This window comes from Pseudomonas sp. REP124, from assembly GCF_020164475.1.
Classification (GTDB): Bacteria; Pseudomonadota; Gammaproteobacteria; order Pseudomonadales; family Pseudomonadaceae; genus Aquipseudomonas.
This window is the reverse complement of sequence record NZ_JAIQWX010000041.1, coordinates 15,683-37,976: the sequence shown is the minus strand read 5'-3', so window position 1 is coordinate 37,976 and position 22,294 is coordinate 15,683. Positions and strand designations below refer to the sequence as shown.

General features: G+C 62.2%; 18 protein-coding genes. 17 read left to right on the top strand and 1 reads right to left on the bottom strand.

The genetic code is table 11. From position 1 onward, the window contains the following. The first annotated feature begins 36 nt into the window (after positions 1-36). From cbiE to K9857_RS12755, 11 genes are all read left to right on the top strand, one after another. Positions 37-1,248: a precorrin-6y C5,15-methyltransferase (decarboxylating) subunit CbiE gene (cbiE, locus tag K9857_RS12805; RefSeq protein ID WP_224536248.1), complete on the top strand. Its 1,212-nt coding sequence runs from the start codon at positions 37-39 to the stop codon at positions 1,246-1,248. An 18-nt stretch (positions 1,249-1,266) separates the two neighbouring features. Further along, positions 1,267-1,998, top strand: coding sequence for a cobalt-precorrin-6A reductase (locus K9857_RS12800; protein ID WP_224536246.1), 732 nt, complete (start codon positions 1,267-1,269; stop codon positions 1,996-1,998). Between the two features lie 184 nt (positions 1,999-2,182). Beyond that, positions 2,183-2,491 (top strand): type II toxin-antitoxin system RelE/ParE family toxin, encoded by a 309-nt coding sequence (locus K9857_RS12795; RefSeq protein WP_224536244.1) that lies wholly within the window; start codon positions 2,183-2,185, stop codon positions 2,489-2,491. Next, on the top strand, positions 2,488-2,778 hold the full coding sequence (locus tag K9857_RS12790; RefSeq protein ID WP_224536241.1) for an addiction module antidote protein: 291 nt from the start codon (positions 2,488-2,490) through the stop codon (positions 2,776-2,778). The genes K9857_RS12795 and K9857_RS12790 overlap by 4 nt, the downstream gene beginning before the upstream one ends. Before the next feature lie 182 nt (positions 2,779-2,960). Continuing rightward, positions 2,961-3,359 (top strand): DUF2946 domain-containing protein, encoded by a 399-nt coding sequence (locus K9857_RS12785; RefSeq protein WP_224536238.1) that lies wholly within the window; start codon positions 2,961-2,963, stop codon positions 3,357-3,359. Positions 3,360-3,407: 48 nt separating this feature from the next. Continuing rightward, on the top strand, positions 3,408-3,887 hold the full coding sequence (locus K9857_RS12780; protein ID WP_224536237.1) for a copper chaperone PCu(A)C: 480 nt from the start codon (positions 3,408-3,410) through the stop codon (positions 3,885-3,887). 21 nt (positions 3,888-3,908) lie between these two features. After that, positions 3,909-4,346: a DUF2946 domain-containing protein gene (locus K9857_RS12775; RefSeq protein ID WP_224536235.1), complete on the top strand. Its 438-nt coding sequence runs from the start codon at positions 3,909-3,911 to the stop codon at positions 4,344-4,346. 48 nt (positions 4,347-4,394) lie between these two features. Next, positions 4,395-5,774 (top strand): PepSY-associated TM helix domain-containing protein, encoded by a 1,380-nt coding sequence (locus tag K9857_RS12770; RefSeq protein ID WP_224536233.1) that lies wholly within the window; start codon positions 4,395-4,397, stop codon positions 5,772-5,774. 377 nt (positions 5,775-6,151) lie between these two features. After that, on the top strand, positions 6,152-6,940 hold the full coding sequence (locus tag K9857_RS12765; RefSeq protein WP_224536231.1) for an ABC transporter ATP-binding protein: 789 nt from the start codon (positions 6,152-6,154) through the stop codon (positions 6,938-6,940). Beyond that, entirely contained in the window at positions 6,937-7,884 is a 948-nt protein-coding gene (locus K9857_RS12760) for an ABC transporter substrate-binding protein (RefSeq protein WP_224536229.1), read from the top strand. Before K9857_RS12765 ends, K9857_RS12760 begins: the two co-directional genes overlap by 4 nt. After that, the gene (locus tag K9857_RS12755; protein ID WP_224536227.1) at positions 7,881-8,891 is read left to right on the top strand and encodes a FecCD family ABC transporter permease; all 1,011 of its coding nucleotides are present in this window, start codon (positions 7,881-7,883) and stop codon (positions 8,889-8,891) included. Before K9857_RS12760 ends, K9857_RS12755 begins: the two co-directional genes overlap by 4 nt. A 140-nt stretch (positions 8,892-9,031) precedes the next feature. Here the strand turns inward: K9857_RS12755 and K9857_RS12750 are convergent, their stop codons facing one another. Then, positions 9,032-15,007: a DUF4329 domain-containing protein gene (locus K9857_RS12750; protein ID WP_224536225.1), complete on the bottom strand. Its 5,976-nt coding sequence runs from the start codon at positions 15,005-15,007 to the stop codon at positions 9,032-9,034. A 324-nt stretch (positions 15,008-15,331) separates the two neighbouring features. Between K9857_RS12750 and urtA the strand changes: the two genes are divergently transcribed. The 6 genes from urtA (at position 15,332) to K9857_RS12720 (ending at position 22,201) form a co-directional block, all read left to right on the top strand. After that, positions 15,332-16,597: an urea ABC transporter substrate-binding protein gene (urtA, locus tag K9857_RS12745; RefSeq protein WP_224536223.1), complete on the top strand. Its 1,266-nt coding sequence runs from the start codon at positions 15,332-15,334 to the stop codon at positions 16,595-16,597. 172 nt (positions 16,598-16,769) lie between these two features. Further along, positions 16,770-18,272, top strand: coding sequence for an urea ABC transporter permease subunit UrtB (gene urtB / locus K9857_RS12740; RefSeq protein WP_224536221.1), 1,503 nt, complete (start codon positions 16,770-16,772; stop codon positions 18,270-18,272). Further along, complete coding sequence (gene urtC, locus K9857_RS12735; protein WP_224536219.1) at positions 18,272-19,351, top strand: urea ABC transporter permease subunit UrtC; 1,080 nt, start codon at positions 18,272-18,274, stop codon at positions 19,349-19,351. The genes urtB and urtC overlap by 1 nt, the downstream gene beginning before the upstream one ends. Next, a complete protein-coding gene (gene urtD, locus K9857_RS12730; protein WP_224536217.1) occupies positions 19,348-20,217 on the top strand; it encodes an urea ABC transporter ATP-binding protein UrtD in 870 nt (289 codons plus the stop codon). The genes urtC and urtD overlap by 4 nt, the downstream gene beginning before the upstream one ends. 140 nt (positions 20,218-20,357) lie before the next feature. Beyond that, on the top strand, positions 20,358-21,056 hold the full coding sequence (gene urtE / locus K9857_RS12725; protein WP_224536215.1) for an urea ABC transporter ATP-binding subunit UrtE: 699 nt from the start codon (positions 20,358-20,360) through the stop codon (positions 21,054-21,056). Between the two features lie 305 nt (positions 21,057-21,361). Then, entirely contained in the window at positions 21,362-22,201 is an 840-nt protein-coding gene (locus K9857_RS12720) for an urease accessory protein UreD (protein WP_224536212.1), read from the top strand. The last annotated feature ends 93 nt before the right edge of the window (positions 22,202-22,294 follow it).

The following is a 22,294-nucleotide window of genomic DNA, read 5'->3' as shown; positions in this document are numbered from 1 at the left end:
CGATGACTTGGCTTCGATACAGAGAAGAGGAACAGCATGACCCCCTGGCTGACAGTGGTAGGCATTGGCGAAGACGGCTTCAAGGGGCTCGGCAAAAATGCGCGGCACGCTCTGCTCAAGGCGTCGCGGATCGTTGGCGCGCAGCGGCAGCTGGATCTGTTGCCCGTCTGCATCCGTGGCGAGCGGCAATTGTGGCCCAGTCCCTTTTCTCTTGAGTCGGTGCTGGCCCATCGTGGCGAATCGGTCTGTGTCCTGGCCAGCGGCGATCCGATGTTCTTCGGCGTCGGCGCCAGCCTTGCGCGACAAGTCGCCAGCGACGAAATGCTGATCCTGCCCGCGCCTTCTTCCTGCTCGCTGGCCGCCGCCCGCATGGGTTGGCCGCTGCAGGACGTGGTAACTCTGTCGGTGGTGGCCCGTCCTGTCGCCGCGCTCAATGCCCAGTTGGCCAGCGGCCAGCGTTTGTTGGTGTTGAGCAATGACGGCAGCAGCCCAGCCTTGATCGCTTCACTGTTGCGCGAGCGTGGCTTTGGTCCGAGCCGCCTCACAGTGCTCGAACACTTGGGCGGTGAGTCCGAGCGGCGCATCGACAATGTTGCCAGCGACTGGACTGATGAGGCCGTCGCCGATTTGAACCTGATCGCCATCGACTGCATCGCCGAACCTGGGGCACCACGCCTTTCGCGCCTCGCCGGCCTGCCGGACAGCGCCTTCAAGCACGACGGCCAACTGACCAAGCGCGATGTGCGGGCAATCACCCTCGCCCGCCTCGCCCCGATGCCCGGCGAACTGTTGTGGGACGTCGGCGCCGGCAGCGGCTCGATCGGCATCGAATGGATGCGCGCCCACCCGAGCTGCCGGGCCCTGGCCATCGAGTCCGACGACGGGCGCCAGCAATTGATCGAACACAACCGCGACGCCCTCGGCGTGCCCGGCCTGCAATTGATCCGCGGCCGCGCCCCGCAAGCCCTCGAGGGCCTCGAGCGCCCGGACGCGATCTTCATCGGCGGCGGCGTCACCCGCGAAGGCGTGCTGGAGGCCTGCTGGGCCGCACTCAAACCCGGCGGCCGGCTGATCGCCAACGCCGTCACGCTGCAAAGTGAAATGACCCTGATGGCGTGGCGCGAACAGCACGGCGGTGAGCTGACGCGCATCCATATCGCCCAGGCCCAGCCCCTGGGCGAGTTCGACACCTGGCGCCAGGCCCTGCCGATCACAATCCTGGACCTGACCAAACCCCTCACCCTCTGACCCCGCCGGAGCTTTTCGATGAAACGCATTCTGTTGCTGGGCGGTGTGACCGAGGCCCTGGCCATCGCCCGCACCCTCGGTCCCGAACACATCTACAGCCTGGCCGGCATCGGACGGGTGCCCACCGACCTCGCCTGCCAGGTGCGCGTCGGCGGTTACGGCGGTGCCGAAGGTCTGGCGCAGTTCATCCGCGATGAACGGATCGACCTGCTACTCGACGCCACCCACCCCTACGCCGCAAAAATCAGCCAAAACGCTGCACGAGCCGCGCACCTGAGCAGCATCCCCTGCTGGGCCCTGCGCCGCCCGGCGTGGCAGCCCCAGGCCGGCGACGACTGGCGCGAAGTCAGCGACTGGCCCGAACTGATCGAAGCCCTGAAACCCTTCCACCGTCCGCTGTTCACCCTGGGCCGCGAGCCCCTGCAGCATCTCGACGAAATCCCCGCCAACCAGTTCTGGACCCTGCGCGCCCTGGACGTTTACCCCGGCAACGAGCGCTGCGAAGTCATCGGCGCCCGCGGCCCCTTCCTGATCGACGACGAACGCGCCTTGTTCGAACGGCGACAGATCGACGTGTTGATCAGCAAGAACAGCGGCAGCACCGCGACGGAACCGAAGCTGGAAGTGGCGCGCGAGCGCGGGGTGCCGGTGCTGGTGTTGAAGCGGCCGGTTTTGCCGGTGGTAGAGCGGGAGTTTGGGGCGGTCGGAACATTACTGTCAGCTTTGTCGGAGTATTCCCGAAACGTGTAAATGCCCTTGAAACAGCTGACAATTTTTCAGGAAAGGGCCGGCTGTTTTTCTCACAGGTTCCAACTCTAAAGTCGCATTCCTTCAACTCGATCAAGTACGCCGGCATACCATTCAACAAGAAGAATTACTTCATTGCCGAAATGGTCAGCTTGCCAATTTGTATCCCAAGGAATACGATCAAAAAATGTTCGACTTTGAACAGTCTCGCGTTTTCGCCATATGGCTCGATTCACTGAAAGACACTTTGGGAAAGGCCCGCATCATCGCCAGAATCAAAGCAGCTGAGCATGGAAACTTTGGTGATTGCGCGCCAGTCGGCGCGTCAGTCCATGAAATGCGAGTTCATCATGGTCCCGGATACAGGATCTATTTCACACGCCGGGGCGAAGTGGTCTATCTGCTGCTGGTGGGTGGTGACAAGTCGACTCAAAAACGCGATATCAAGCGCGCCATCCAAATGGCGCAAAACATCGGCAATGGGAGTGAATCATGACCGAACAATTTTCCCGTTTCGACGCCGCCGAGTTTCTCAAATCGCCTCAAGAAATGGCCGCCTATCTGGATGCCTGTTTTGAAGAGGATGCAGGTGATGGAGTGCTGATTCGCGCGGCACTCAACGACATCGCTCGTGCTCAGGGCATGACTCAGGTGGCCCGGGATGCGGGGGTGGGTCGCGAAAGCTTGTACAAAGCATTGAGCAGTAACGGTAACCCGGAATTCGCAACGATCATTAAGGTGATGAAAGCTCTGGGGATGCGATTGCACGCGGTTGCGGTTTGATTGCAGGACGTCGGCGCGCAATTCTGAACAAAGCTCAACCAATACTGGCAATCTGCAATTCACCGCTATCATCTAAGCTATGGAAACGTTCTGCGACACCATACCGCACGGCGTTTTTTTACTTATCGGCATGGTCAGGCTAAATTGCCGCGCTTGACCACCCACTCAACCGGAACTGCCCCATGTCCCGTCAACGGCTCGCAATTGCCTGGATAGCCTGCTTCGCAGTGCTGTTCAATTTGCTCGCCATGCCGATGAGTGGTGCGATGGCGCAGTCGACGAAATCTCCGGTCGAGCAGTTGTTGTGGGGCAGTTTCTGTACGTCCGGCGGCAGCAAGATGGTGGCGATATCCCTGGGGGATATCGAGCAGAAAGCGCCGCAAAGCGACGATCATTCCAATATGCAGCATTGCTGGTGTTGTTCCGGCTCGGCGCCCGTGGTGGCGTTGCCCGGGCATGTGCCGCAGCTGTATTTCGCGCAGTTCGAGTCCAATCGAAGCCTGCCTCCCGCCTCACTCGAAACACCGACACCCCGTCAGCAATGGCCCAGCCTGAACCCCCGCGCCTCCCCTCTGGTGTGATTCCTACCCGCAATTGATCTGCGTCTTGAATCATTCTGGAGAAACATCATGCTGAATAAACTCATCGTTGTGGCCACCCTGTTGCTGCCTGCCTGCTTTGCCAATGCCCACGAATACAAGGCCGAGGAGCTGGAGATCGCGCATCCGTGGTCCCAGGAGCTGCCGCCCAACGCGCCGAACGTCGCGGCCTATTTCGTGATCCATAACGAAGGCAAGACAGCCGACCGCCTGCTCAGCGTCGACTCGCCGATTTCCGGCGATGCGCAATTGCATGAGCATGTTATGCAGAACGACGTGATGAAAATGCAGCACGTTGCCGCCGTGGATATCCCCGCTGGCGGCGAAGTCACTTTTGCGCCAATGGCTTACCACGTGATGCTGCTGAACCTGAAAGACCGCAGCCTGCTGACCGACGGAAAACGCTTCCCGATGACCCTGCACTTCGAGAAAGCCGGTGACGTAAAAGTTGAAGTGGTGGTGCAGAAGCAGGCGCCGGAAGACGGCGAAAAACACGCCCACGCTCAGTAACCGACAGAGCAGACAACGCTCATGCGCCCGCTTAGCGCCAGGTCATTCAGCCCCCGTCGTCAGTCATCGAGCCTGACGCGCGGCAGCTGGATCAGCCTGTTCGCCATGTTGATGATCTTCATCGGCCCGCTGGTTTCCCAGTCGATGCCGATGGACTCGCACGCCACGACCATGGCCATGAGCATGTCGATGGACATGCCGGCGATGGATCATGCCGAGCACGACGCGCAACCCGATGCCGAACACTGCCCGCCCCACGCCGGTCATCATGCCCTGTGGGAAAAATGCGGCTATTGCAGCTTGCTGTTCAACTGCCCGGCCCTGACCGGTGTTGCGTCCTTCACGGCATTTGACACGCCACCGACAAGCACCTACACAACACCCTCCCCCCGCCTGGGCCATGCCCGGACAGCCTTCTTCCCCGGCGCCCGAACCCGCGCCCCGCCGATCATCACGTAATCCCGCGCCCCATAACTAAAAGATCCAAGCTTTCGCGGAGCACACGTGATGAAACAGCCCAAAGTGAATTTCTACAATCTCGCCTGGCGCTGGCATTTTTATGCCGGCCTGTTCGTGGCGCCATTCATGGTGATGCTGGCCCTGACCGGCACCATTTACCTGTTCAAGCCTCAACTCGATTCATTGATGTACAGCAGCCTGCTGAACGTACCGGCCGGCCATCACACCATCCCCGCCGATGATCTGCTCAAGCGCGTGAAAGACGCCTATCCGCAAGGCACGATCAAACAGTACCTGCCACCGGTCGACGCCGAACGCAGTGCTCAATTCGTCGTGCTCGACAGCGGCAAGGAGCTGAACGTATTTCTCGATCCATACCACGGCGACATCCTCGGCGAGCAGGACGCCAAGAAGAACCTGCAGGCCATCGCCCGGGCCATTCACGGCGAGCTGATGATCGGCACCGTCGGCGACCGCCTGGTGGAAATGGCCGCCGGCTGGGGTGTGGTGCTGGTGGTGTCCGGGGTCTTCCTGTGGTGGCCGCGCGGGCAGGCCGCCGGCATTTTGTGGCCACGCCTGAGCAGTCGTGGCCGGATCTTGTGGCGTGATTTGCATGCCGTCACCGGCTTCTGGGGCGCTTCGCTGCTGCTGGTGATGCTGCTCAGCGGCATGACCTGGACCGGTTTCTGGGGCCAGCAGTACGCCGCGGTGTGGAACGTCTTCCCGGCAGCGATGTGGGATAACGTGCCCAAGTCCGACGTCGAAGCGCGCAGCCTCAACGAAGCCCACCGCCAGACCGTGCCTTGGGCCATGGAAAATACGCCGATGCCGATGTCCGGCGACCATGCCGAACACATGAATCACGATGGTGCACACGCCGGCCCCGCAGCGCCGACCATCAGCCTGCAGGATGTGCAGAACATCGCCACCCGGAGCAAGGTCGAGCCGGGTTACAGCATCACGATGCCGACCACCGCGACCGGTGTGTTCACCATCGCGGTATTCGCCGATGACCCGCGCAACGACGCCACCCTGCATGTCGATCAGTACACCGGCAAGGTCCTGGCCGATGTGCGTTTCGAGCAATACGGCACAGTTGCCCGCGCCACGGAAATCGGTGTGATGCTGCATGAAGGCAAGATGTTCGGCGTGGTCAATCAGATCATCGTCCTGCTGATCTGCCTGATGATCCTGCTCAGCGCCGTCAGCGGCGTGGTGATCTGGTGGAAACGTCGTCCACAAGGCAAGTTCGGCGTGCCGCCGCTGCGTCATGACCTGCCGAAGTGGAAAACCGCGATGGTGATCATGTTCGCCCTGGCTGTGGCCTTCCCGTTGGTGGGGGCTTCGCTGGTGGTGGTCTGGCTGCTCGACAAGCTGCTGCTGTCGCGCTTCACCCGGGAAACTGAGAGCGCCTCAACTTCATCATGAAACAGGTGAGATGCGCGGTTTAGAGGGACCTGTACACTTGCCGCGCTGACGGCAGCGCCCGACCCGCAGCCTTGCCATGGCGGCAAGTGCTGCGGGTTTTGTTTTTGAAGAAGTGATTGGCCTTGTGGCCCTATCGCGAGCAGGCTCGCTCCCACAGTGGTTTGGTGTACGCCGATTAACTGTGGGAGCGGGCTTGCTCGCGAATGCGGTGTGTCAGGCGGCCAAGATGTTGGATTTGCCGGCCTCTTCGCGGGCAAGCCCGCTCCCACAGTGGATCGATGGTGAATGTGAAATCTAACTACACCGCAAATCCTTGTGGGAGCGGGCTTGCCCGCGATGAGGCCCTCAGCAACACCGAAAAACTTCAGAGTAATTGCATGACCTCGCTCAACCTCACAAACCTCACCTGGTCCCCTCTGGGCCACGGCCATTGTCATCACCAGTTCCGGCTGCATGACGCATCTTTGCAGGTGGCACCTGGTGAGTTCGTCGGTCTGATCGGCCCCAACGGCAGTGGCAAGACCAGTCTGTTGCGCTGCGCCTGGCGGTTCAGCAGGCCGGAATGCGGTGAGGTCCGGCTCGATCATCACAATGTCTGGAAGCAATCTTCCCGCTGGTGCGCGCAGCGTATCGCCGTGGTCTTGCAGGAATTCCCCGAAGCCTTTGGCCTGACTGTCGACGAGGTGGTCGCCATGGGGCGCACGCCGCACAAAGGCCTGTTCGACGGGGACACGCTGGAGGATCGCAACCTTATAGCCCAGGCCCTCGAATCAGTCGGCCTGAAAGGCTTCGAAGACCACGCCTTCTCCACCCTCTCCGGCGGTGAAAAACAACGGGTGATCCTCGCCCGCGCCCTGGCCCAGCAGCCGCAACTGCTGATCCTCGACGAACCCACCAACCACCTCGACCCGCGCTACCAGCTCGAGCTGCTGCAATTGGTCAAGCGCCTGAAGATCGGCACCCTGGCCAGCATCCACGACCTCAACCTGGCCGCCGCCTTCTGCGATCGCCTGTACGTGATCAACCACGGCCGCATCGTCGCCAGCGGCACACCGCAGGAAGTCCTGACCACCTCACTGCTGCGCAATGTCTTCGGCGTCGAAGCCTTGATCGATGAACACCCACTGCACGGCTACCCACGAATCACCTGGATAATCCAACCATGATTTTGCGTTCCCTTTTGTACGTCTCCCTGCTTCTGACCAGCGCCCAGGCAATGGCCGAGGCCACGCATTACCCGCTGACGATCCAGAGCTGCAACCGCGAAGTGACCTTCCAACAGGCACCGAAACACGCGGTCAGCCACGACATCAACATGACCCAGATGATGCTCGCCCTCGGCCTCAAGCCGCAGATGGCCGGCTACAGCGGCGTGTCGGGCTGGAAGTCTGTAACGCCGCAAATGCAGAACATCCTCGACGGTTTGCCGGAGCTGGCGGACAAGTACCCGTCGGTGGAAACCCTGCTCAATGCCAACGTCGATTTCTTCTTCGCCGGCTGGGATTACGGCATGCGCGTGGGCGGCGACCTCACGCCGCAGACTCTGCAACCGCTGGGCATTAACGTCTACGAGTTGACCGAGTCCTGCGCCTTCGTGATGAAGCGCCCGCCGGCCACCCTGGAAGACACCTACAACGACCTGCGCAACCTAGGGAAAATCTTCGACGTGCAGGATCGCGCCAACGCTCTGATCGGCGAGATGCAGGCCAAGGTCGCCGGGATTCGCAAAAACCTGCCCGCCGAAAAACCACGGGTGTTCCTGTACGACAGCGGCGAAGACCGCGCCATGACCTCGGGCCGTCTGGGCATGCCGCAAGCGCTGATCGATGCCGCCGGCGGGCGCAATGTGCTGGATGACGTCGAGGCAAGCTGGACCCGGGTCAACTGGGAGAACGTGGTCGAACGCAATCCGCAGGTGATCGTGATCGTCGACTACGGCGAGGTCACCGCCGAACAGAAAGTGCAGTTCCTGCTGAACAACAAGGCGCTGCAATCGGTGGACGCGATCAAGCAGCAGCGCTTCATCGTCATTCCCTACGTGCAGGCCACGCCAGGGATCGACAACGTGCTGGCCGTACAAACCCTGGCTGAAGGCTTCCACGGCGGATGAGCAATCCTCGCTTCGCCTTGTGGCTGATCGTCCTCGGCGCGCTGTTGCTGGTGTCCTGCGTGGTGTCGCTGGGCTTCGGCCCGGCGCGGGTGCCGGTGGATGTGGTGGGACGCATCCTGCTGCACAAACTGTTCAGTGTTGGCGTGCCGGACTGGAGTGCCGGGCAGGAGCACATCGTCTGGCTGATCCGGGTGCCGCGCATGTTGCTCGGGGCGCTGGTCGGCGCCGGGCTGGCGTTGATCGGCGCGGTGCTGCAAGCGGTTACGCGTAACCCGCTGGCCGATCCGCATCTGCTCGGGGTCACGTCCGGCGCAACCCTGGGCGCGGTGATCGTGGTGCTGCATGTGGGGGAAATCGTCGGCCTGCTGACCTTGCCCATCGCCGCGTTCATCGGTGCGCTGTTGAGCATGCTGGCGGTGCTGATGATCGCCAGCCGCCATGGCCGTCTCGACAGCGATCGCCTGCTGTTGTGCGGCGTGGCAGTGTCCTTCGTGATGATGGCGATCGCCAATCTGCTGCTGTTTATGGGCGACCACCGCGCCAGTTCCGCGGTGATGTTCTGGATGCTCGGCGGGCTGGGGTTGGCGCGCTGGGAGTTGCTCGCGGTGCCGGCGATCAGCGTGCTGCTGGGGCTGGTTTTGCTGCTGGGCATGGCGCGGTCGCTGAATGCGCTGATGGCGGGCGAGCAGACGGCGGTCACCCTTGGGTTGAATGCGCGGACGGTGCGCCTGCGGGTGTTCGTGATTGCTTCGCTGATGACGGGGGTGCTGGTGTCGATCAGTGGGTCCATCGGGTTTGTCGGCTTGATGGTGCCGCATATTGCCCGGCGGTTGATCGGCGCGGAACACCGGCGGTTGCTGCCGGTGTGCGGGTTGCTGGGGAGTGTGTTTCTGGTGTGGGTGGATGTTGCGGCGCGCACGCTGATTGCGCCGGAAGATCTGCCGATTGGCGTGGCGACGGCGGCTTTAGGCGGGTTGTTCTTCATTGGCCTGATGCGCAGGCGCTGATCTCGCTCCACAGGGAATCGGTGGAACCTGTGGGAGCGAGCCTGCTCGCGATGGGCGTTAACGATGACGTGGGGTGTCTGATTTCCCGCGGTGTCTGGTCTTCCATCGCGAGCGTGCTCGCTCCTACAGGGTTTGTGTTGTCAGAGCTTGCGGCGGCTCATGTCGTGCAGCAGTTTGGGTGTCAGTTGGCCTCGCGGGTTCCAGAATTCGTCGGGCTCCAGTACGTCGAGCCTGCCGCTTAGAATCAGCGTATTGAGCACCTCCTGCAGCTTCGACCGGGTGACGCCTTTTTCCACGTCGTACCAGTCATCGAGCAGCACCTTGGACTCGCCGTCCAGATAACTCGGCTTGTAGGCCAGCAACGCGCCCTGCCGAGGGGTCAGGTAGTAGCGGCTGTCGGCGATCTCATAGGTGTTGAGCAATGCGATGCAGGCCCTGATCTCATCGTGGGCCACGAAGTTGCGGTAAAGCGCCTCCTCGAACCGGCTGCTGAATCGCTGTGGCGTGTGATCCACTTTGTAGAGTTGCTGCACGCCCATCACCTCATAGCCGGCCGGGTACTTTTTCGTCTTGCCGGGATTGGTTCGCGAGTAACCCCGAAACATCACACCGGCAAACAGTCGACGAAACGCCGGAGTATCGTCCCGCGGGCCCAGCGCTACCGTGGGGCCTGCGTCATCCAGCGGCTCGGTGGCCACGAAGTTCGTCTTGCCGTCCCGCAGAATCACGCCCAACGCGGCCTTGTCACGGGCGTTGCGCCACACATGTCGCGCGGCATCATCGGGGTGGGCAAACAACGGGCCCAGGGTCAGGGGCTGATCATCGGATGCCGGGCGTTCCTCGACCTTGCCTGGCCCCCAAGTCGAGCCGACGCGGCCTTCGGTCGCCCAGGTCGCGCTGCGCACCAGCACCTCCAGCCGGCCATTGCCCGCGACCTTGCGAATGTACTCCGCAGGGTTGCCATCGCCCTGCAGCGACTTCACATAAGCCGTCAGCCGTGAATGGGTTTGCAGATCACTGTCCAAGCCTGCGGCGTCGTACTTGAGCAACGCACCATCGGCGCAGGACAGGTACAACGACTGAAACCGCGTCACCGCCGCCGAAACGATCACTTCCACGGCCGACAGCGCCTTCAGGAGCACCGTTGGCGGAATGAAGCTGCGATACACCTCGGAGCTCGGCAGCTCATCAGGCTGCCGCGCCGGAGCGCACAGATAAATGCCCTGCACCTGATAACCGGTCGGCAACTGGCCGCGAGGGAATACCCGCTCGGAAGGAAACCTCAAATCATCCGCCGTGACCGGCAGGCTGGTGATCGCATGCCCCAGGCGTTGCGATGTCAGCAGCAGCCCGAAGCTCCAGTGCTCGCGCTTGCCGGCACGCCCATGGGCATGTCGCACGGCATCGTCCATGTGACAGAACGCCGGGCTCAATGCTCGATCCGCCGTGGCGAAACGTACGGATTCCGGCGCCTGATAGCCGTTTTTCAGCAGCTGCCAGCCAGCGCTCAACTTCTGCGCAGGGCCCCAGAGATTGCTGCTCTGTACCACTTGCACCCTGCCGACCCTGATCAACTGATCGACCCACTCCACAGACGTGCCCGCGCCACTGCGCATCCGCCGTTCAATCAGGTTGCTCAACGGATCATGGGGGGTGTCATTGGAGGGCGCGAGCTCGGTTTCAAGAGTCGCCAGACGCGTCGCCAGCTGGCTCTTTTGCGCGGCACTCAGCAGCGCATGGTCTTCGTCTTGCAAGGTGAAAGAGAGGATCGAACCCTGGGCGCCGAGCAGGTATTCGTGGGTCCACAGATGGCCCGAAGCGAGTGCCGTGGCCAACACGTCGGTGGAGAAAAAGTCGCGATAGACCTCCCGCTCCTGACCCGATACCAGGAACGGCAACTGGTTGGCGACCCGGCTTCGATAACGGGCGACGATCTTGCAGCCGGGAGCCAGCAACTCGGAGGTGACATCCTCGTCCGGCAGAATCCACTTCGGATCGAAGTTCTCGCTGACCACCGGCAACGGTTCGGTGGCGACAAACAGGCCGTCGGTGCGCTTGAGCACCAGCCCGCCGTGAGTCTGATCGCGGTCCGCGCCGAGCATCCGTTCGACATGGCGCACGGCATCGGCCTGATTGGTGTACGCCGCCGTCAACGCGCGACGAGTGAACCGCGAGTAAGGCTTCCACTCGGCACTCAGCCTGGCAGCACTCGACGGTCCCCAGCAGTCATTGCCCTGCACGACGGTCAACCAGCTCTGGGAGATGACCCGGTCGATAAAGTCCCGGGCCTGCAACTGCCCGTTTTGCAACTGCGAATGCACATCCTCATTCACGCCCGACGGCTGCACGCGGGCATCGAACAGGGTCGTCGAATTGGGCGACTGGTATTTCAGCAGCGCCCGGTCGAGGGTCGAAAGGTAAACGGGCAAACCGAAGTTTTCGTCCTTGGCGCGCAGGCGACGGGCCTCGAAGAAGCCTTCGTACAAATCTCTGGACGAGGTGAAATGCCGGCCCAGCCACTGCTCGGTCGCGCCAAGATTTTTCGGCAACCATAGCCGGGCATAAAACAGCGCGAACGGCTTGAATGACGCGGGATACATGAACTCGCCCGCATCATCGGTCTTGAACAGGCTGGCCCGGGAAAACAGCGGCTGGCTGTCACTGGCCGGCAGCGTTTCACTGACCACGTACTCATCCTTGTCCGCGTGCTTGAGGACGAAGGCAAAACCGGTCTGGTCCGGACCGCTGCGCCGCAGACGCTCATGGGCATCCAGGGCCGCCGCGTCCGCGTCGCTGAATATCGCGCCGAACGCCACCTGCTCCGGCGTCTCGGCATCCCGGGGAGCGGGAAAGGCTTTCCACCACTCGGGGATCATTCCGCGCGCGCCCCACAACTCGCTGGCGATCACCACCCGCAAGCCACCGGCGGTGGCCAGCTGTTTGACGATGTCCTCAGGTTTCGAGGCGCCGCTCGCCAGATCCTGGGCCATGCGACTGCCGCCGGGGGCAGGTGCCACCTCTTTGAGCAAGGCATTTTCATCCGCCGAGCCGCTGATGTCGTAGGCGATCAGGGCATCTTCGGCGGCGGAAAGCCAGGCGATCATCGCGTGCTGGCGATTCTGCAGAATGGCGTGCAGGTCACCGTCGGAGAACAGCTGCCCATCGATGCTCGCCTGCTCGCGGGTCCAGGAATGGCGCTTCATTCGCTGCGGGTCGTACAGTGAGAGCGCCAGGCGTGAGGCGTACACACCGCGCAGCACATGATGCTCAGGCAGGATCGGTCTGCCGGCGGCATCAACGGGATAGACATACCCCGGGGCGAAGCGTCCCGACGGGCCGACGGCCCAGGGCTCGGTCGCGACAAACCGGCCATCCTCGCGCTCCATGACATAACCGCAGAACTCATAGTCACGAATGTCGCCGATCAGCTCGTGGGCATAACGCGCCGCATCGTCCGCCGTGAGAAACGCCGGGCTCAGGCGCTGTTTCGGATAACCTGCAAAAGGCACCCAGGACAGTCCCACTTCGCCCTCGACATCCCACAACTTGCCCGTGCGCACCACTGACAGCGCACCCACCGCCGCCACCCGCCAGACAAACGCCTCGGGGGTCAGCGTGCCTTTCTCCAGTTCGCGTTGCTCACCGCTATCCGTCACGACGCCATGCGGATCGACGCCGTACAAGCGGCTTTCCTGGGTCGACCCGGAAAATCCATAACGCAACTGCGCGCCATCCCGAGTGCTGAGATACAGAGCCAGCCCCGCCCTCTTATGCAGGCGAGCGGTGCCGACAGCGGCGGCGAAATCCGTGGCCGAGATAAAACTCTCATAGAGCCAGCGTTGTGTGGGAATCGCGCGGGTGTCCGGCAAGGACTGGTAGCAGACAGCCTGAAGCTCATAGCCAGCCGGAAGTGAAGGACTGCCCTGATCATTCGCCGCAAAGGCCTGCAAGGCAGAGAAAAAGGAGGTTTTGCTGGTATCGACCGCGACGGGATCGGTGACCACATAGTCGTCGGCCTTCTGGCTTTTGAGAATGAACGCGACCTGCCTGACGTCGGGCTTGGTGCGCATCAGATCGTGAACCCACTGCGCGCCCGTCTCGGAATTCTGGAACACCCAGCTCATCGCGGGGGCCACCGGGCCATCGGCAACGAAGGGTTCAAAGGCCACCCAGGTGCCCGGCACCTTGCCCCGCGAGCCTTTCCACACCGGGCTCGAATTGAGCACCGTCAACTCGCCGATGCTGACGAGTTTCTTGACCAGAGTTTCCGCGGTGCCGTCATAGCCGTCGAACTGTACGCCGATCTCTCCGGTCTTGACCGCGCCGTCGAGCACCGTGCTGAAGTTGCGCTCCTGCTGAGTACCGCCTCGCACGTATTTGATCAGCGACTCATCGGGGCCTGAGTTGTACAGCGTCGTGATCGAGTCCCGGCCCGAGGTGACGGTCTCCAGATGCTGGAGGCTCGGCAAACTGGTGTGCAGCGCTATGCGCTCGTTCGACCAGTCAGGCTGCATGGCCTTGAGCTTCGCTCGCACGTCCGAACTGGCGTTGTAGACCGCGGTGTAGCGATAGCCTGGAAGCTCGACTTTCCGATCGGACACACCGCCGGCAAAGGGCAGGTTTGCGTCCTTTTTCCACTGGTCGCCGCTGACCGGCGCGGTGGCGAAGAACTTGCCGTCGCTGCGCTCCAGCACGTAGCCGAGTTGGTCGATGTCACGCCGGGCGTTCATCTGATAGTGGACATGACGGGCGGCATCATCGGCGGTCAGAAACGCCGGGCTCAGGGATTGGTGGATGTGCTCGAAGGGACGCCAGTTCTGTCCGACGACGCCGGCCTTGTCCCAGATGCCACCGACCTGCAGCACACTTAAGCGACCGGCAGCCGCCACCTGCAGGACAAATTCGAATGGGCTCAGGGCACCTGACTTAAGGGCGTTCTGCAGCGTTTCACCACCACCGGCCATCAGCGCTGTTTCAGCCTCGGAACCGGAGCAGGTGTAACTCAGCAAGGCCTTGGTTTCCGTGCGCCGGTAAAGGGTCAAGGCACGTCCCTGCTCCTGCAGGTAAACGTCCTTGCGCGACTGCTCGATCAGATCGGCAAGCTCGGCGGGAGAGAAGAAGTTCTCGTACAGCCAGGCCTGTTTGGCGGGGACCTGCGCGGGCTTGGCGGGGGATACCGCGTAGAAGCCATCGATGCGAAAACCCGAAGGCAGTTTCGGCCCGCCCGCTTCGCGAACGGGAAATTCTTCGAGCATGGAGGCAATCGACGGCAGGTCCCGGACCGGGAACGTGCCGACGTACTCATTCTTGCCCTGGGCCTTGAGAATCACACCCATGAAGCGGATGCCGGCAGCAGCGCTTTCGGTGTTCATCATCTTGTCGATCACCTTGATCGGTTGATCGAGTATCGGTGTGCAGAACGGTTGCTCAGTCTCAACCTCAGAGGTGTTCGCCGGCTCATTGATGACCCACGGCTCGATAAATCGCCCTCTGACGTTGCCCCATAACTCGTTGGGCACCACCACGCTCAGCGCGCCAGCCTGCGCCAGTTCATCGATGATTTCTTCCAGATGGTTATAGTTCCCGGAAGGACGGTTTTGCTTGAGCTCCAGTGCGAGTGAGTCTTCCTCGGGCGATCCGCTGGGCATGTACTTGAGCAGACAGGTTTCGCCGCCGGACAGGTAAAAGACCTTGGCGAAATCCCTGTGCCGGATCATGAAAGCCTTCTCACCGTCGGTGAAAAAATTCAGCGCCACTTCGGCGGCGTCGTCCGGCAGCGCCGGGTACTTCTTCTTCACCTGCTCCAGAACGTTCGGGTGGGAGTTGTAAAGGCCGTAGCAGCTGTACCCGGCGGGATGGATGAAATTGCCCTTGGCATCCACTGCCAGCAGTTTTTTGAAGTCCACGTGCAAATTGCCGCCAATGGGTTTGGTCGCAAAAAAACGCCCGCCTTCGCCCTGCAGAATCAGCCCGCCGTATTCCTTGTCGCGATTTTTGCCAATCGCCTCGTGGGCAAACCGCGCGGCATCGTCGGCATTGATAAAGGGCGGACTGAGCGCGGGCAGCACAATGCTCGCCCTGGTTGAATGCTGAGTGCGGTTTGATTCGTTATCCATAACGTCCTCTTCCATGAAGTTGAAAATCGGGGGTGCTTTCGCGCGCAAGCCGCGGCAAATCGCACGCCTCCAATCATCCGCATTCGTGATTCATGGCAGCGGTACATAAGTCTTCGCTCACTCGATTCGGCGCAGCACCAGATAGGCGCATGGCGTGCACTGCACCCGCGAATCCGGCGCCAACCTGGTGCGAACATCAGCGATCTGCAGAGTTTCAACCCTTTGAATGCCGGCCTTCCCGCCTTGGGCACAGCCCTTGCTAAAGACCCTTCAGTCGTTCGCATCTGCCACCAAGAAAATTCATAAGCTCATGGAGATCGCACAATGAAGCGTCGCAGTTTGATCAAGGCTTTCACGCTCTCGGCCAGCATTGCCGCAATGGGTTTGACCTGGACCGTCCAGGCCGCCGAAACCATCAAGGTCGGGATTCTGCATTCGTTGTCCGGGACCATGGCGATCTCCGAAACGTCGCTCAAGGACATGGCCTTGATGACCATCGACGAGATCAACGCCAAGGGCGGCGTCAACGGCAAGATGCTCGAGCCGGTGGTCGTGGACCCGGCCTCGAACTGGCCGCTGTTCGCCGAGAAAGGCCGGCAGTTGCTGACCCAGGACAAGGTTGCGGTGGTGTTCGGTTGCTGGACCTCGGTGTCGCGCAAATCGGTGCTGCCGGTGTTCGAGGAACTCAACGGTCTGCTGTTCTACCCGGTGCAGTACGAAGGCGAAGAAATGTCGCCGAACGTGTTCTACACCGGTGCCGCGCCGAACCAGCAGGCGATCCCGGCCGTGGAATATCTGATGAGCGAGGAAGGCGGCGGCGCCAAGCGCTACTTCCTGCTGGGCACCGACTACGTCTACCCGCGCACCACCAACAAGATCCTGCGTTCCTTCCTGCATTCCAAGGGCGTGGCCGACAAGGACATCGAAGAGGTCTACACCCCATTCGGCCACAGCGACTATCAAACCATCGTCGCCAACATCAAGAAGTTCTCGGCCGGCGGCAAGACAGCGGTCATCTCCACCGTCAACGGCGACTCTAACGTGCCGTTCTACAAGGAACTGGCCAACCAGGGCCTGAAGGCCACCGATGTTCCGGTGGTGGCGTTCTCGGTGGGCGAAGAAGAACTGCGCGGCATCGACACCAAGCCGCTGGTGGGCAACCTCGCGGCGTGGAACTACTTCGAGTCGGTGGAGAACCCGGTGAACAAGAAGTTCGTCGATGACTGGAAGGCCTACGCGAAGAAACACAACCTGCCGGGCGCCGACAAGGCGGTGACCAACGACCCGATGGAAGCCACCTACGTGGGCATTCACATGTGGGCGCAGGCGGCGGAAAAAGCCAAGTCCACCGACGTCGACAAGGTCCGCGAAGCCCTCGCCGGCCAGACCTTCGCCGCACCGTCGGGCTACACCCTGACCATGGACAAGACCAACCACCACCTGCACAAGCCGGTGATGATCGGCGAGATCCAGGCCGACGGTCAGTTCAACGTCGTCTGGCAGACCGACGGCCCGCTCCGTGCGCAGCCGTGGAGCCCGTTCATTCCGGGTAACGACAAGAAGCCGGAGTATGCGGTGAAGAGCAACTGAGCCAGCGTCGGGTCTGATTCCCAGGCCCGACACAAATCCCCTGTGGGAGCGGGCTTGCTCGCGAAAGCGGTGTGACAGGCAACATTGATGGCGACTGATCCACCGCCTTCGCGAGCAAGTCGAATCGTCGCACCGCCGCTCCCACATTTGGTTCGCACCAAGGCGACTTTTTATGCCCACTGCCCTCTACCGTTTGCTCCTTGCCCTCGCACTTTTGCTGCCGATGGCCACCTACGCCGGCGATGCCGAAGACTTCGTATCCGCCAACCCCACCCAGCAAGCCAGACTCCTGGAAGCCTGGGCCGCACAACCCGACCCTGCACGCATCGAACTGATCAACGCCCTGCAACAAGGCGAGTTGACCGTCGATGGCCAACCAAAAACCCTGCGCCTGAACAACCGCCTGCGCGGTCTGATCGACACCGCCCTGGCCAGCCATCAACTGCTCGCCGCCGACGCCAGACTGCGTCTGGCCGCCGCACAGCAATTGCAGAAAAGCGCAAAACCCGCGCAGCTGAAATTCCTCGACCGGCAACTCGCCGGCGAAACCGATGAAAACGTCCACGCCGCCCTGAGCCTGGCCCTGGCCAATCTGCAGCTGGTGGACGCCGACCCGGCGATCCGTCTTGCCGCCGTGCGCCTGCTCGGCGAAACCGGCGATCCGCTGGCCCGCACCCGCCTCGAAAGCCTGCTGGAACCCGGCGCCGAAACCGACGCCACCGTGCGCACCGCCGTGGAAACCAGCCTCGCCCAGGTCAAACGCAAACTGCTGATGGGCGAACTCCTCGGCCAGGCCTTCAGCGGCATGTCCCTGGGTTCGATCCTGTTGCTCGCCGCTCTGGGTCTGGCGATCACCTTCGGCCTGCTCGGGGTGATCAACATGGCCCACGGCGAAATGCTGATGCTCGGCGCCTACTCGACCTACGTGGTGCAGCTGATGTTCCAGCGTTTCGCGCCGCAGGCCATCGAGTTCTATCCATTGATCGCATTGCCCGTGGCGTTCTTCGTCACCGCCGCCATCGGCATGGCCCTGGAGCGCACGGTGATCCGTCATCTCTACGGCCGCCCGCTGGAAACCCTGCTCGCCACCTGGGGCATCAGCCTGATGCTGATCCAGCTGGTGCGCCTGGTGTTCGGCGCGCAGAACGTCGAAGTGGCCAACCCGGCGTGGCTGTCCGGCGGGATTCAGGTGCTGCCCAATCTGGTGCTGCCGTACAACCGCATCGTCATCATCGCCTTCGCGCTGTTTGTGGTGGTGCTGACCTGGCTGCTGCTGAACAAGACCCGCCTGGGTTTGAACGTTCGCGCCGTCACGCAGAACCGCAACATGGCCGCCTGCTGCGGCGTGCCCACCGGGCGCGTCGACATGCTCGCCTTCGGCCTGGGTTCCGGCATCGCCGGCCTGGGCGGCGTGGCGCTGAGCCAGATCGGCAACGTCGGCCCTGACCTCGGCCAGAGCTACATCATCGACTCGTTCCTGGTGGTGGTGCTGGGCGGCGTCGGGCAACTGGCAGGCAGTGTGTTCGCCGCCTTCGGCCTGGGCATCGCCAACAAGTTTCTCGAACCGCAGATCGGTGCCGTGCTCGGCAAGATCCTCATCCTCGCGCTGATCATTCTGTTCATCCAGAAACGTCCGCAAGGCCTCTTCGCACTCAAAGGAAGGGTGATCGACTGATGAACCAGCCTCTCTTAGTCACCGCCACACAAAAGGCCGGCCCCAGGGTCACGATCGCCATCGGCGTCGTGCTGCTTGCACTGCTGGTCGCCCTGCCGCTGCTGTCTTTGTTGCCGGCGGAAAGCTCGCTGCATGTCTCGGCCTACACCCTGACGTTGATGGGCAAGATCCTCTGCTACGCCATCGTCGCCCTCGCGCTGGATCTGGTCTGGGGTTACGCGGGTTTGCTGTCCCTCGGCCACGGCTTGTTCTTCGCCCTCGGCGGTTACGCGATGGGGATGTACCTGATGCGCCAGGCCTCGGGCGATGGCCTGCCGGCGTTCATGACCTTCCTGTCGTGGACCGAGCTGCCGTGGTACTGGGCCGGCACCGGCAACTTCCTCTGGGCGATGTGCCTGGTGGTATTGGCACCAGGTTTGCTGGCCTTCGTATTCGGTTTCTTCGCCTTCCGCTCGCGGATCAAGGGCGTGTATTTCTCGATCATGACCCAGGCCCTGACCTTCGCCGGCATGCTGCTGTTTTTCCGCAACGAGACCGGTTTTGGCGGCAACAACGGCTTCACCAACTTCCGCACGATTCTCGGCTTCGGCATCACCGAACCTGGCACCCGCGCGGTGCTGTTTCTGGCCACGGTGCTGTTGCTGGTGGCGAGCCTGTTCATCGGCTGGCGTCTGGCGCAAAGCAAGTTCGGCCGGGTGCTGACGGCCCTGCGCGACGCGGAGAATCGCCTGATGTTCTGCGGTTACGATCCACGGGGTTTCAAGCTGTTCGTCTGGGTGTTGAGCGCGGTGTTGTGCGGGCTTGCCGGTGCGCTGTACGTGCCGCAGGTGGGCATCATCAACCCGAGCGAAATGTCGCCGACCAACTCCATCGAGGCTGCGGTCTGGGTGGCCCTCGGCGGCCGTGGAACCCTGATCGGGCCGCTGCTCGGCGCCGGCGTGGTCAACGGCATGAAGAGCTGGTTCACCGTGGCCTTTCCCGAATATTGGCTGTTCTTTCTTGGCGCGCTGTTCATTGTCGTGACTCTGTATCTGCCCAAGGGCGTGATTGGTCTGCTTAGAAAACGAGGTGAATCATGAAAACTCCTGCGACGGCTGATTTCATGCTCGAACCGGCCTTCTACCCTCCGCAACCGAACAAGGATGCCGGCAGCAGCCGCGATGCCATTGGCCTGGGTCAACGCGTCGGCCCCGGCCTGGATACCCGACACGGCACCATCCTGACCCTGGAGGACATCAGCGTCAGCTTCGACGGTTTCAAGGCGCTGAACGATCTGAATCTGTATATCGGCGTCGGCGAACTGCGCTGCATCATCGGCCCCAACGGCGCGGGCAAGACCACGCTGATGGACGTGATCACCGGCAAGACCCGACCCACTCACGGCAAGGCCTGGTTCGGCGAAACCCTGGACCTGACGCAGATGAGCGAAGTGCAGATCGCCCAGGCCGGCATCGGCCGCAAGTTCCAGAAGCCGACGGTGTTCGAGGCGCTGAGCGTGTTCGAGAACCTGGAGCTGGCGCAGAAAACCGACAAGTCGGTGTGGGCCAGCCTGCGGGCGCGACTGAGCGGCGAACAGAGGGACCGCATCAGCGAAGTGCTGGAAACCATTCGCCTGACCACCTCGGTCAATCGCCCGGCCGGCTTGCTGTCCCACGGGCAGAAGCAGTTTCTGGAGATCGGCATGCTGCTGATGCAGGACCCGCAACTGCTGCTGCTCGACGAACCGGTGGCCGGCATGACCGACGCCGAAACCGAATTCACCGCCGAGCTGTTCAAGAGCCTGGCGGGCAAGCATTCGCTGATGGTAGTGGAGCATGACATGGGTTTTGTCGGTTCGATTGCCGACCATGTGACGGTGCTGCACCAGGGCAGCGTGCTGGCCGAGGGGTCGCTGGAGCAGGTGCAGGACAATGAGCGGGTGATCGAGGTTTACCTCGGTCGTTAAGATTTGCGAATACAGAACCTGTGGGAGCTGGCTTGCCAGCGATGGCGGTGGGTCAGTCAGTATCCATTTCGGATTAGCCGGCCTCATCGCTGGCAAGCCAGCTCCCACAGGGTTTTGTGTGTAACACAAGGAATCGGGAAATGCTGCAAGTCGAAAAACTGCACCAATACTACGGCGGAAGCCACATCCTGCGCGGTCTGAGCTTCGACGTGAAGGTCGGCGAAGTCACCTGCCTGCTCGGGCGCAACGGCGTGGGCAAGACCACCCTGCTCAAGTGCCTGATGGGCCTGCTGCCCGCCAAGGAAGGCGCGGTGAACTGGGAAGGCAAAGCCATCACCGGCTTCAAGCCGCACCAGCGGGTCCACGCCGGGATCGCCTACGTGCCCCAGGGCCGGGAAATCTTCGGCCGGCTGACGGTGGAAGAAAACCTGTTGATGGGCCTGTCGCGCTTTCCCGGCAGCGAAGCGAAGGAAGTCCCGGCCTTCATCTACGAGCTGTTCCCTGTGCTGCTGCAAATGAAGCACCGACGCGGCGGGGATCTGTCCGGCGGCCAGCAACAGCAACTCGCCATCGGCCGCGCACTGGCCAGCCGCCCGCGCCTGCTGATCCTCGACGAACCCACCGAAGGCATCCAGCCGTCGGTGATCAAGGAAATCGGCGCGGTGATCAAGAAACTCGCGGCGCGCGGCGACATGGCGATTCTGCTGGTGGAGCAGTTCTACGATTTCGCCGCGGAACTGGCTGACCAGTATCTGGTGATGTCCCGTGGTGAGATCGTGCAGCAGGGGCGTGGTGAAAACATGGAAGCCGAGGGCGTGCGCGGGTTGGTCACGATCTGAGTCTGTGAACCATTTTGTTGCATCACGCATTGGAAGACGCCTCCTTCTGGTGCGCCCGACCCTCAGCAGCCATCCACCTTCCCAAGCCAAAACACGAACCCTGTAGCAACTGGCGAAGCCTGCGTCCGGCTGCGAAGCAGTCGTAAAACCTGAGCGCGAGGTCTGCCTGATACACCGCGCCAGCCGATTTGACGACTGCTTCGCAGCCGGACGCAGGCTTCGCCAGCTGCTACAAGGGCATTCGCATTCCGGCCTGCGGCACAGCCTTTGCAACCGCCCGAACAAGCCCACCACAAGCACTCACCATGACCCTTCCCGCTTCCGGCGCCTTGTTCACCCCCAGTTGGCACGCCGAGCTGGATCTGGGCTACGCCCGATTCGGCGACAGCACGCGCCCGGTTCAGCGTCGGCACAAAGGCCCGCTGCGGGTGCAGAAGCATCTGTATGCCGAAGGGCCCGAGGTGTGCCAACACATCATCGTCCACCCGCCGGGCGGGATCGCCGGGGGTGATCGGCTGGACATCTCGGCCTGCGTCGGCCGCGATGCCTGGGCGCAGATCACCAGCCCCGGCGCGGCCAAGTGGTATCGCGCCGCCAGCGCCGCGTATCAGCGGCTGGACCTGAAAGTCGCAGCCGGTGCCACACTGGAATGGTTGCCCCAGGAGACGATCGTTTTCAGTGCGGCCCAGGCAGAGTTGCGCACCTGCATCGACCTCGAAGGCGATGCCCGGTTGTTCTACTGGGATGTGGTTGCGCTGGGTCGTCCGGCCAGCGACGAACGCTTCGACCTCGGGCACTTCCAGGCGCAGCTGGATATTCGGCGCGATGGTGCGTTGCTCTGGCATGAGCGCCAGCGTGTCGTTGGTGGCGACGGCTTGCTGGACTCGCCGATCGGGCTGGATGGGCAACCGGTGTTTGCCACGCTGCTGGTAACGGGTGAGATTGATGGTGAATTGCTGGAGCGCTGCCGGTCGTTGGGCGCTAAGGTGCGCGGGGATTTGACCCAGTTGCCGGGGCTGCTGGTGGCGCGGTGTCTGGCGAGTGAGGCGCTGTTGGCGAGGGGGTGGTTGATCGAGCTTTGGAAACTGCTGCGCCCCGCCCTGCTCGGCCGGGAAGCCGTCCCGCCGCGAATTTGGAGCACCTGAAACACGATCAAACTGTGGGAGCGGGCTTGCTCGCGAAGGCGGTGTGTCAGCCCCACAGATGTTGCCTGACACACCGCTTTCGCGAGCAAGCCC